Origin of the sequence: Oryzomonas rubra, from assembly GCF_008369015.1 — a bacterium.
Classification (GTDB): domain Bacteria; phylum Desulfobacterota; class Desulfuromonadia; order Geobacterales; family Pseudopelobacteraceae; genus Oryzomonas; species Oryzomonas japonica.
This window is the reverse complement of the sequence record NZ_SRSD01000003.1, coordinates 24,690-36,200: the sequence shown is the minus strand read 5'-3', so window position 1 is coordinate 36,200 and position 11,511 is coordinate 24,690. Positions and strand designations below refer to the sequence as shown.

Sequence of the window (11,511 nt, the reverse complement as noted above, 5' to 3'; positions counted from 1 at the left end):
TACATGAAAAACATCGCCGCTATCCTGATCGTCGTGACGTGCTGTCTGGCAGGAAATACCGCCCCGTTTGCCGCCGAACGGCCGCAGCGCGTCATGAAGCCGGCGGCCTCGACTCCGGATACGTCTCCCGCCATTCTCAGCATCATTCCGGCCCAGGCGGAGCCAGGCGGCAAGGTGACCATCTTCGGCGCCAATTTCGGCGAGCAGATTTCCGCCTTTCTCGGCAGCGTGGAGATACCGGCCAAGGTAACCGACGGCCGGCAGCTCGAATTCATCGTTCCCCCCTTGGATGCGGGGTTGTACGCCCTGTACCTCAAGCGGGGCGACGGCGTCGTGGGGCGGGCCTACAACTTTTCCGTACTCCCCCTGCGGCCGGTGCTGATCGCCCTTTCGCCCGACAAGATCAGTTCCTGCGCCCAGGGGGGGGAGCGGGACGTGACCGCCGTGGGGCGGAATTTCGGCGAGACGACGTTCCTCTTCTTCGATAACGCCTCCATCAAGAGCCGGGTGGTTTCGGCCGAGGCCATCGCCTTCCGGGTGCCCCAGGTGGCGGGGGGGCTGCACCAGATCATGGTGAAAAATTCACCCGAGAACGCCTCCGTGCAACTGGCGCTGGAGATCGAAACCAAGCCTGAAATCAGCCAGGTGACGCGGGGAAACGAGTACGTGAATTATTACGAATTGATCATAGAGGGGAAAAATTTCCAACAGAACTCGGCCCTGTATGTGGACGGCCAGCGCATTGGCGGCAATGGCGGCCAGGATTCGGCGGCACGGGAGAAAGTGATTTTTATCGACTGTACCAGGCTCATTTACCAACGGTTTCCCTATTCGCCGGTCGCCAAGGATTTCCGCCTGCAGGTGGTGAATCCCGGGAACGAGGGGAGCCAGGTGATCAACGTCAGTGCGCCGTGATAGGGGAATGAAACTTTGAACTCGGAGGATGAAACTGTTATGAAGCTTGGAACCCCACTGAAATCGGGCGCAATCAGACTGCTCCTGCTGGGATCGGGAGAACTGGGTAAGGAGGTCGCCATCGAGGCGCAACGTCTCGGCGTGGAGGTGATCGCCGTGGACCGTTACCCCCATGCCCCGGCCATGCAGGTGGCCCACAGAAGTCACGTCATCAGCATGCTGGACCGGGAGGCGCTGCGGCGGGTGGTGGCGGAGGAACGGCCCGACCTGATCGTGCCGGAGATCGAGGCCATCGACACCGCCTTTCTGCTGGAATTGGAACAGGGGGGGCAGCGGGTGATCCCCACGGCGCGGGCGACGAACCTGACCATGAACCGGGAGGGGATTCGGCGCCTGGCGGCCGAAGAGCTGGGCTTGCCCACGGCACGCTACGCATTTGCGAAGAGTGCGGAAGAGTTGCGCGCCAATGCCGCGGCCATCGGGTTTCCCTGCGTGGTGAAGCCGATCATGAGTTCGTCCGGCAAGGGACAGAGCGTGGTGCGGTCAGCCTCGGACGTGGATGCCGCCTGGCGCTACGCCATGGAGGGGGCCCGCGGCGCATCCGATACCGCCATCATCGAGGAGTTCATCCCGTTCGACTACGAGATCACCCTGCTGACCGTCCGTCACGCCGGTGGCACCTCGTTCTGCCCCCCCATCGGTCACGTCCAGATCAAGGGGGACTACCACGAATCGTGGCAGCCCATGGCCATGTCGGCGGCGGCCCTCGCCGAAGCCCGGCGCCAGGCGGCGGCGGTCACCGGTGCCCTGGGCGGTTACGGCATCTTCGGGGTGGAGTTGTTCGTCAGCGGCGACAAAGTCTGGTTCAGCGAGGTGTCCCCCCGTCCCCACGACACCGGCATGGTGACCATGGTCTCCCAGAACCTGAGCCAGTTCGAGCTGCACGTGCGCGCCATACTCGGGCTGCCGGTGCCCGAGATCCTCAACCTGGCCCCCTCGGCCAGTCACGTGATCCTGGCGGAGGAGAACCGGGACAACGTGAGTTTCGAGGGGCTTGCGGAGGCTCTCAGCGTTCCCGGCGCCAAGCTGCGCCTCTTCGGCAAGCCGGATACCCGTCCCGGCCGGCGCATGGGGGTGGCCCTGGTTCAGGGGGCATCCACCGACGAGGCCCGAAGCCGGGCCGAGGCCAGCGCCCATTGCGTGCGGTTGGTTCCTCAAGGATAAAACTGCGGCTCGAAGAAACGAGTAAACGGAACCGGCATCGTCCACGCTTTTACGCACCATCAAACAAGAAGACCTCCGAGGCGTTCCCTGCCTCGGAGGTCTTTCAATCTCCACGGTCTTCAGAATACGTGCAGCTATCCTTACCGCTTCCCCCACAGGGTCAACAGCGCCGGCAGGAAGGCCAGGAAGACCGCCACGCTGGCCGCCATGCCCAGGGACATGACCGCGCCGATGCTGAAGACCCCCTGGTGGTGGGCCACCATCAGGGCGCCGAAGCTGAACAGGATGGTCAGGGCGTTGAGGAACACGCCGATGCCGGCGCTGCGCGTGGCCACCTGGGCCGGGGTCTCGTTCCCCTGGCGGTAGCGGTTGATGATGTAGATGGCCGAGTCGATCCCCACCCCCAGAATCAGCGGCAGCACGATGATGTTGGCCGAGTTGAAGCTGACCCCCGCCAGCCGCATCCCCCCCACCATGAAGAGTAATCCCACCGCCAGCGGCAGGGCACCCATGGCGGCAAACCTCACGCTCTTGAAGTTGATCAGCAGGATCACGGCGATACCGAGGAAAGCATAGGCAAAGGCCTTGAGGTAGGCGTCCCGCATGATGGTCAAGGATTCGTAGACCATGATCGGTTCGCCGGTGGCATTGGGGACGATACCCTTGACCTGGGTGACGAATTCCTGGAGCGGCTCGTGCTCGAAGATCTCCTTTTTCGGGGCGACCTGGAGCAGCAGTTGGCCGCTCTTACCCACGAAACGCTGCTTCAGTTCCGTCGGCACGTTCGCCTCGACGACCGGCGACGCCTCCAGGCTCTCCTTCATCATGGTCAGCTTGACCGGCAGCTCGGCGAACATGCCCCCCTGAAACTCCCGCAGCATCCCCAGGGCGTTCTTGTCCTTTTCCTTCTCCAGTTTTGCGAAGAAACCGTCCAGGGTCGTCAGAAAGGCGCCGACCGGCTTGGCCTCGGGCGCCTTTTTGACCTCCAGCGCGGTCTTCAGCTTGCCCACCCGGTCGCGGAACGTCTCGAAGACCCTGGGCAGTTCCATGACCCGCAGGTTCTCCTCGTAGGGCACCGGTTTTACCTCCGCCAAGACCTGCCGGAGCGCCGCCAGTTCGGCCAGCTTGGCCTGCTGGTCGTCCGGCACCAGGGCGGGCAGACTGACTACGTGGTCCACGCTGGGGAGTTTCTCCAGCCGCTCGGTCAACTGCTTGGCCTCGGCACGGTCTTTGGCGGTCACCACGGCAAAATAGCCGGAGTTCTCCTTGCTGCGCATCAGCTTGTAGGCGTATTCCACCGATTGCAGCCCCTTGGCCTGGAGGTTCATCAGGTTGTAGTCGAAGTGCATGGTCAGGGTGGGGTAGAGACAGACGAGGGCCAGAAGCAGAGTCGCGCCGACGACCGTCCGCGGGTTGGTGAAGAGGGCGCGGAAGAAAGGCTTTTCGGCAAGGCCTGCCGGAGCCTGCTCTTTGGGGACCTCGGTGTTGGGCTTCCTGAATCGTTCCAGCAGGATCAGCATGGAGGGGAGTACGGTGAAGGTGGTGATGACGCAGATCACGACCCCGCCGGCGGCGATGATGCCCAGTTCGGCAATGCCCTTGAAATCGGTGAAGGCAAAGGTGGCGAATGCCAGGGCCACGGTGGCGGCGGCCATGATGATGGAACGGATGTTGGCCCTGAGGCCGGTTTCTATGGCCGCCATGCCGGACGAGCCGCCCCGCAACTCCTCCTGGTAGCGCAGGACCACCTGGATGCCGTATTCGATCCCCAGGCCGATGAGCATGATGGCGAAGACCATGGAGAGGATGTTGAGGTGCCCCACGGCGGCGGTGGCGAAGCCGAAGGAGAGGCAGATGCCCACGATCAGCGAGACCATGGCGCTGATCACGTTCAAGAGACCGCGGAAAGCGAACAACAGCAGGATCACGGTCAAGGAGAGGGAAAGGATGGTGGCGATCTCGATGTCCCGCTGGCTGGTGGCCATCTCCTCGTACTCAAGCACCGGCACGCCGGTCAGGCCGGCCGTGACCCCCTTGAACTCGGGGCGCTTCACCAGTTCGGCCAGAGCGGCGCGGGCCGCCTTGATCGGTTTTTCCGAGGCGACAAAGCTCCCCTCGTCCTTGACCGGCCGCATGGTGATGACCTGCTGCTTGCCGGCGCTTTCAAGGGCCGATGGCTTGCCGTCGCCGCCCCCCTTGAGGAACGAGTCCATGGACATGCCGCTCCCCTTGCCGTCAAAGGCCTTGAACCCCTTGTCCAGGGTGGCCAGCATGAAGGTCAGGCTCTCCAGCGCAGCCGGGTCGCCGGAGGCGAGGTATCCGTCGATCTGGCCGGTCAGGCTGGTGAAGAGCGTCTGCACGGAGGGAGAGGCGGAGAGGCTCTTCAGGACCGGTGCGGCCATGGTCAGGGTGTGGCGCAGCCGCCGGATATCCTCCAGCGGCATGAACAGGAGGCCGTTCTTGCGGAAGAAGGGGAGGCCGCCGGGGTAGAAAACATCGCGGAACAGGCCGGTCTCCCGGTTCAGACGCTGATAGAGCGCATCGGCGGCGCGGGTCGATTTCTCGGCGTCGTCCGATTCGATGACCGCCACGATCTCTTCCTGATCGCCGAATTCCCGGCGATAGGCCTGGTAATCCATCTGAAAGGGAGCGTTTTTGGCCATCAGGTCGTCGCGGCCGGTCAGGAACTCCATGTTCTTTTTGGTGTAGATGACCGAACAGACGGAAAGCAACAGGGCCAACGCCAGGATCAGGCGCGGGCGTTTGGCGACGAAGGCGAACAGACGGCTTGGTTTTGGTGTATCGGGCACACGGGGCTCCTTGGGCAAGATTGCAACATTCCTGAATATACCGCCCAGGGGAAAAAGTCAATCAAAGGGGGAGTGTGGTAGTGTCTCAGTTTGAATTTTGTCCATCTTGAAATGCTTGAGCGGTTATGCTAGGCTTAAATCATGAAAAAATCACCGGGAGACATAAACAAGCTGGCGGCCTTTATCGTAGATCAAGCGACCAACGAGGACAAGCCCGCCGAGCCTGAACAGCCAGAGAAAAATAAAGCCGCCCAGGAATTAGGGCGGCTCGGTGGATTGAAGGGTGGTAAGGCTAGGGCTGATAAACTCACTCCTGAGCAGCGTCGGGAGATTGCCCAGAAGGCGGCAAAGGCACGGTGGAAGAAATCAGTTGAAGAATAATTCAAGCTGTTTAGTATCCTTCTTTGGGTAGCCCTTATTGAGAAGCTTCATAAAATCTTGCCACGTGTCGCTTATTCGCATTAACCCGGTTACTGCATATAGATGTTGAGATAACGCCGGATGACCAACATCCTCTGTGAGCCACTGATGGTGAGCGGCTTTTCTCCTTTTTTCTACCTTTGGGTTAAGCCTTTCCAATTCTTCCACTATTCCAGGCCCAAGCCTAGTATATACAATGTCCGTTATGTATTTCCCAACAACAGAGGGCCTTCTGTTACTTCCGCTCCAGTTCCATTTTTTGAGTCGGTAAATCTGGCGGAAAAAGTCATCTGGAAACCTTTTTACCCATGCAGCCAATTCTTTCCTTAAAACCCGATCAAGATATGCTTGAAGAGCATCCCTTGCCCTTATCTCTTGGTATCCTGTTGCTTCATCAACAAGGGCAATGATACCGATTCTGGCAAAACTTCTTACAAGAATTTCACACTTCTTAGCAATATGCTCCTGCTGATAGTGAAGCTTGCCTTCTTTACGAGCTTCAAGAACAGCGTCGCATATATCAGCAAGAAGGGTGGCTTCATATCCATTAGCAATGATTCCCATAGGGGTTTTAAATTTTATTGGGTTTATGATCACATCGCCCAAGTACTTGTCTGCAAAGGGCTTTATGGCTTTTGTTGATAGAAATTTCTCGATTCGATCACCAACCCCACGCCCTGCTGTCCCCTGCTTCATATCAAGAGCAGTGAGCATTGAACCCTGAACCAAAACCCTTTTGCCGTCCTCTAGAACGTAGCAGGGAATTTCGATGTCTCCAATTCGGAGGGGATGATCAGGTGATCCGTGGGTGGCCTTAATGATGCGCGGCCCCTCTTTCTCTTGTTGCCACTTCGCCATAGCTGCTTGCTGGGCTATCTCTTTTCTTCGTTCAGGTGTGAGTTTTTCTGCACGAGCTTTGCCACCAATCGCCTTACCTGATAATGGTTTATCGGTTGACATGCTTGCAACCCCCTGTGATTTGATGCTTGCATTCTAAATTTTGTGATCATATTATGCAAGCATATTTTTTAACTAATATGAATTTTATGCTTGCAATTCTTAACCGCTCAAGTATAATGTTCATTATCGAGATCGTATCGGAGGGAGTCATGAACAAGCTGAGCGTGGCAAAAAGAGCGCAAATAATCGGAATGCTGGTAGAAGGTAACAGTATGCGCGCCGTTTCTCGCATGGCCGATTGCTCCATTAATACCGTTACCAAGCTGCTCGTTGACGTTGGGACGGCTTGCTCTCAATACCAATTCGAAACCCTGCGTAACCTGCCTTGCAAGACTCTTCAATGTGATGAAATATGCTCGTTCTGCTACTCAAAAGAAAAGAATGTGCCGGAAGAACGTAAGGGAGAATATGGGATAGGTGATGTTTATACCTGGACGGCTATTTGTGCCGACACTAAGCTGGTGCCGTCATTTTTGGTAGGCAAGCGCGATGCAGAGTATGGCAACGCTTTTATGCTCGATCTGGCGAGTAGGCTTTCAAATCGGGTCCAGTTGACCACCGATGGACACAAGGCATACCTAAATGCGGTTGAAAATGCGTTTGGCTCCAATATCGACTATGCAATGCTGATAAAAATATACGGAGCGCCGCAAGCAACAGACGATGAAAGACGTTACAGCCCCGCAATATGCACAGGTACGGAAATTCGCCCGATCAATGGCAATCCTGACATTGCCAAAACGTCAACGAGCTACGTAGAGCGCCAAAACCTCACCATGCGTATGAGCATGCGCCGGTTCACTCGGCTTACCAATGGATTCAGCAAGAAGATTGAAAACCTTGAGCATGCAGTAGCTCTTCACTTCATGCACTACAATTTTGCAAGGATTCACAAGACGCTGAAAGTTACACCAGCGATGGAGGCAGGGGTTTCAAATCATGTGTGGACGCTGGAAGAGATTGCAAGCCTCTCGGATTAGCTGGAAACGGATAATACAATGATGTATAAAGCCTGTAGACTGACTACAGGCTTTTTTGTTGGAATAGAGATAATTCATGCGTAACGAGCCATCCGGCAAAAAACTTCCCCCAAAAAGCAACGACAGGAAATCACAAATGATCACAAATGTTATCTTAGCTATAGTTGCTGTATTGAGTCTTATTATCAGTTGGTATACCTCTTATACATCTACTAACGCATTGAAATTAAATACAAAAGTTTTCGATGTTTCGTATCGCCCCTATTTAGGCATTGAACAAATAAAAGTGAGCATTGCTCAGAACGTGTTGGCAGTTGATATTGCTTATAAGAATTTTGGTAATGTTCCTGCTAAAAAGGTTACTATTTCTATGAATTTTATTGGAGATACTAATACAAAAAACTTGCGTCCAGAGCATGAACCATTTTTATTGTTTCCTAATGTATATAAACACTATAATTTTGTAATACAGGATAAACAAAATTACTTAGATATAACTTCGGGTAAAGAGCCGCTAACCTTTGAAATGACTATTAATTACGAAGGAATAGATAGTAAAAAACACTATACTAAGGAAAGACAGCAGTACAACCATTTTACAAATACATTTCAAACCATGAGTGGGGACGCCAATTAATGACCACAGCAACATAAAAACCATAGCGGATGCAACACAAAGTACAATTCTTGATATATTATTATGTTGACCGCCAAATGCAAAAAATGCCATCAATGACATTAGTAAAGATGCCCATAAATAAAACCATGTTGGTGGCAGGCTCATTTTACCGGCCCTCCTCGCCAAAATTTTTTAATAATTCAAACTGAGACACTACCGGGAGTGTGGCGGGGATGGGTCAGTGCAGTTCCATGGCGACGGGGGAGGGGAGGCCGAGACCGACCTGGATGGTCGCCCGGGCCGGTCCGCCGGTGCAGGCGTATTCCAGAGTGAACGTCGTATCCTCCAGCGCTTCGATCACCACCGCGCCGGGAGCGCTGATGGCAACGGTCTCTCCCGGCCTCAGAAAATAATCGCGCGGGTCCTCGTAACGGGTCAGCCATACGCTTCCGCGGTTCATGCGCAGGGAACAACCCTCGGGACCAGAGGTGAGCGCGACCGTTTCGCCTTTTTTCAGCAGGTAGTTCATGCATGGCTCCTTGGGGGCAATAATCAGAAGCGTTCGCGGTAGGCGCGGGGTGTGATCCCAAGGCACCGCTGGAAGGTGCGCCGCAACTGTTCGGCGCCGCTGAAGCCGCTCTCCCGTGCAACCGTCTCCATGGGGTGATTCGTCTCCTCCAGGAGATGCTTGGCCCGTTCGATCCGTAGCTGGTCCAGGTATTTCGACGGTGTCATGCCGGTTTCCCGGAGGAACACCCGGGCAAAATTGCGGGGGCTCATGGCTGCCCTGTCCGCCAGATCCTCTACCGCGATATTCTGATGGGCATTTTCCTCAAGCCAGGCCAGAAGCTGCGCCAGCGGCCCGCCCGTGACCATCTGGGAACGGAGGCGGCTGCTGAACTGGCTCTGTCCGCCCGGTCGTTTGAGGTAGAGGACGAGGCGGCGGGCGATTGCCAGGGCCAGCTTCCTGCCGTAATCCTCCTCCACTAGGGCAAGCGCCAGGTCGATTCCGGCCGTAATGCCCGCCGAGGTGGCGATGGAGCCGTCCCTGACATAGATCGCATCCGGCTCCACGGTTACCTCCGGGTACTCCCTGGCCATGCGGTCCACATCCATCCAGTGGGTCGTGACCCGCCGCCCGTTCAGAAGACCCGCTTCCGCGAGGAGGAAGGCGCCGGTGCAGACCGAAACCAGGCGCCTGGCCCGTCCCCCCGTTTCTGCCAGCCAGTGGATCAAGTCCCGGTTGGCCATGGCGCGGCCGAGGGGCTCATCCGGGCTCCCCACCACGAGCAGGGTGTCGATAGGGCCGGCCAGGTCGCGCCATGCCGCATCGGCCACCAACTGCACCTCCGCGGAGGTTGTAACGCCCCCCCGCTCCTGTGCCGCGATGGTGACCCGGTAACCGGAAGCATCCGCAGCCGCCTGCTCCCGCAATGTCCTGTTCACCACCCCGAATACCGCGGCCGGGCCGGTCGCATCCAGGAGTTCGCACCCCTCATGAACGACCACGACGACGGTGCGCGGTTCGGTTGTCCCGGTCTTGCCATTCACTTTTTGCTTGTGTCGATTCATGGTGTGCATCTTTTCACAAATAGCCCGAAGGCACAATGACAACAAACAGGCGTTTTCTGCCATGTGCCCCGGTTGTCGTGATAGCGGCACGGGACAACAGGATTGATAAATGGTGCCGAAGTCGGTATTCTTGCCGACGGAGTGGAGACCTTATGAGCAATTCCTTGTCCTATGAACCCCTTGTCCACGGTTTCAGCCTCGGAGCAAGCCTAATCATCGCCATCGGAAGCCAGAACGCCTTCGTCCTGCGCCAAGGGCTGCGCCGCGAGTACGTCTTTACCGTAAGCACCATCTGCTTTCTGTGCGATATGGTTCTGATTACACTGGGGGCCGGCGGTTTCGGCACGGTCGTGGCCTCGTCGCCGCGACTGCTCGTGTGTGCCCTGTGGGGAGGGGTCGCCTTCCTCTTTTGCTACGGTATCCGTTCCTTTTGGTCGGCAGTCAGGCCGGAGGCGTTAGGGACCGATGGAGAAAGCGCGGAGGGGGAAGGCCTTGCGGCGGTGGTGACGACCACGTTGGCCCTCAGTCTTCTGAATCCGCACGTCTACCTGGACACGGTCCTGCTGCTGGGAAGCCTGGCGGCGCAATTCCGCGGGCATGCCCGGGTTCTCTTTGCCGTGGGGGCCGTGGCGGCATCGCTTGTCTGGTTCTACGGCATCGGCTACGGCGCCAGGATCTTTGCACCGCTCTTTCGCAAGCCGGTTGCCTGGCGGGTTCTCGATATCTTGGTGGGGTGCACCATGTGGGGGATCGGCGGCAGTCTGATCTGGAAAAGGGTGTTTGCGGGGTAATGGTGCGGCGGCACTTCACCGCCACGAAAAAGCCCGGCAGATGCCGGGCTTTTTCGCGTCTCGATTATTTGCGTTGCGCCATCATACCTTGCGTCCCTTGCGGCCGGCCTGAATCTTGCCGTGTGGGGTGATGACATGGACATTGTGGTTGGCTGCACGGCGGAGCATCATCTCGTGTTTGCCGGGCATGGCCGTCTTCATCGTTTTCCGAGGCTTCGCGAACGGACCTTTTGCGTCTCTCATGGCCGCCACCTCCTTTGCATTCTTTTCCACTTACAGTATAACACGATTCAGGAACGTGGCAGGGAATCTATTTCTGCGAGTTCGGCGGCCCCCGGGAGCGCAAGGTGTTCGTCGCCTTTTCCGGCTGGAACGGAATGCTCCCGCAAGGGCCGCCATCGGTGCGTATCACACCTTGTCCCGACGCTCCAGAAACATCTTGATCAGGTCGATGGGAACCGGAAAGATGGTGGTGGAGTTCTTTTCCGCGGCGATCTCCGTCAGGGTCTGGAGGTAGCGCAGTTGCAGCGCGGTCGGCTCGGCGGCCAGGATTACGGCTGCCTGGGCCAGTTTCTCCGATGCCTGCAATTCGCCCTCGGCGTGGATAATCTTGGCGCGGCGCTCCCGCTCCGCCTCGGCCTGTTTGGCGATGGCCCGCTGCATCTCCTGGGGCAGGTCGATGTTCTTTACCTCCACGTTGGCCACCTTGACCCCCCACGGCCCGGTATGGCGGTCGAGAATCTCCTGCAACTCCTTGTTGATCTTCTCCCGGTTGGCCAGGAGTTCATCCAGATCCACCTGTCCCAGGACGCTCCGCAGGGTGGTCTGGGACAACTGGCTGGTGGCGTACAGGTAGTTTTCCACATCCACGACCGCCCGTTGGGGTTCCATGACCCGGAAGTAGATGACCGCCGATACCTTGACCGTGACGTTGTCGTGGGTGATCACGTCCTGGGGGGGGACATCCATGACCACGGTGCGCAGTGTCACCCGCACCAGACGGTCGATGCCCGGGATGATGAAAAAGAGGCCCGGTCCCCGCACCCCGGCCAGCCGGCCCAGGCGGAACAGCACGCCCCGTTCGTACTCGGGGAGGATGCGCACCGCGCTGGCAACGAACATGATGAACAGGACCGCAACAAAAAGAACCGGGACGTAGTTGAACAGATTGAACATGACAAGCCTCCGTTTTCATGTGAAGCGCCCATTGGGGCACCGGA

Annotated in this window: 12 protein-coding genes and 1 pseudogene; 7 read left to right on the top strand and 6 right to left on the bottom strand. The window is 57.4% G+C overall.

The genetic code is table 11. From position 1 onward, the window contains the following. The first annotated feature begins 3 nt into the window (after positions 1–3). The gene (locus ET418_RS05200) at positions 4–915 is read left to right on the top strand and encodes an IPT/TIG domain-containing protein (RefSeq protein WP_149306534.1); all 912 of its coding nucleotides are present in this window, start codon (positions 4–6) and stop codon (positions 913–915) included. A gap of 39 nt (positions 916–954) precedes the next feature. Then, on the top strand, positions 955–2,139 hold the full coding sequence (purT, locus tag ET418_RS05195) for a formate-dependent phosphoribosylglycinamide formyltransferase (RefSeq protein WP_149306533.1): 1,185 nt from the start codon (positions 955–957) through the stop codon (positions 2,137–2,139). A gap of 140 nt (positions 2,140–2,279) precedes the next feature. Here the strand turns inward: purT and ET418_RS05190 are convergent, their stop codons facing one another. Next, positions 2,280–4,949 carry an MMPL family transporter gene (locus ET418_RS05190; protein ID WP_149306532.1) on the bottom strand — a complete coding sequence of 890 codons (2,670 nt, stop codon included), beginning with the start codon at positions 4,947–4,949 and terminating at the stop codon, positions 2,280–2,282. 141 nt (positions 4,950–5,090) lie between these two features. On the opposite strand from ET418_RS05190, the gene ET418_RS05185 reads away from it, so the two are divergent. After that, entirely contained in the window at positions 5,091–5,330 is a 240-nt protein-coding gene (locus ET418_RS05185; RefSeq protein WP_149306531.1) for a hypothetical protein, read from the top strand. Here the strand turns inward: ET418_RS05185 and ET418_RS05180 are convergent. Continuing rightward, positions 5,316–6,329: a P63C domain-containing protein gene (locus ET418_RS05180; RefSeq protein WP_149306530.1), complete on the bottom strand. Its 1,014-nt coding sequence runs from the start codon at positions 6,327–6,329 to the stop codon at positions 5,316–5,318. The two genes, ET418_RS05185 and ET418_RS05180, sit on opposite strands and share 15 nt — an antisense overlap. 149 nt (positions 6,330–6,478) lie before the next feature. Between ET418_RS05180 and ET418_RS05175 the strand changes: the two genes are divergently transcribed. Then, positions 6,479–7,309, top strand: a complete 831-nt coding sequence (locus tag ET418_RS05175) for a DDE-type integrase/transposase/recombinase (protein WP_218043371.1) — start codon at positions 6,479–6,481, stop codon at positions 7,307–7,309. Positions 7,310–7,385: 76 nt separating this feature from the next. Continuing rightward, on the top strand, positions 7,386–7,946 hold the full coding sequence (locus tag ET418_RS05170) for a hypothetical protein (protein WP_149306529.1): 561 nt from the start codon (positions 7,386–7,388) through the stop codon (positions 7,944–7,946). 220 nt (positions 7,947–8,166) lie between these two features. Here the strand turns inward: ET418_RS05170 and ET418_RS05165 are convergent, their stop codons facing one another. Further along, positions 8,167–8,457 carry a DUF2917 domain-containing protein gene (locus ET418_RS05165; protein ID WP_149306528.1) on the bottom strand — a complete coding sequence of 97 codons (291 nt, stop codon included), beginning with the start codon at positions 8,455–8,457 and terminating at the stop codon, positions 8,167–8,169. A 23-nt stretch (positions 8,458–8,480) separates the two neighbouring features. Further along, entirely contained in the window at positions 8,481–9,500 is a 1,020-nt protein-coding gene (locus tag ET418_RS05160) for a GlxA family transcriptional regulator (RefSeq protein ID WP_149306527.1), read from the bottom strand. Between the two features lie 152 nt (positions 9,501–9,652). On the opposite strand from ET418_RS05160, the gene ET418_RS05155 reads away from it, so the two are divergent. Next, positions 9,653–10,291, top strand: a complete 639-nt coding sequence (locus ET418_RS05155; RefSeq protein ID WP_149306526.1) for a LysE/ArgO family amino acid transporter — start codon at positions 9,653–9,655, stop codon at positions 10,289–10,291. Between the two features lie 81 nt (positions 10,292–10,372). On the opposite strand, the gene ET418_RS18095 is transcribed toward ET418_RS05155, so the two are convergent. Further along, positions 10,373–10,534 (bottom strand): hypothetical protein, encoded by a 162-nt coding sequence (locus tag ET418_RS18095; RefSeq protein WP_188055331.1) that lies wholly within the window; start codon positions 10,532–10,534, stop codon positions 10,373–10,375. A gap of 53 nt (positions 10,535–10,587) precedes the next feature. Here ET418_RS18095 and ET418_RS18640 point away from each other — a divergent pair. Beyond that, positions 10,588–10,734 (top strand): annotated as a pseudogene (locus ET418_RS18640) (hypothetical protein); the annotation flags it as partial. On the opposite strand, the gene ET418_RS05145 reads toward ET418_RS18640, so the two are convergent. Next, entirely contained in the window at positions 10,700–11,467 is a 768-nt protein-coding gene (locus ET418_RS05145) for a slipin family protein (protein ID WP_149306525.1), read from the bottom strand. The pseudogene ET418_RS18640 and the gene ET418_RS05145 sit on opposite strands and share 35 nt — an antisense overlap. Between the last annotated feature and the right edge of the window lie 44 nt (positions 11,468–11,511).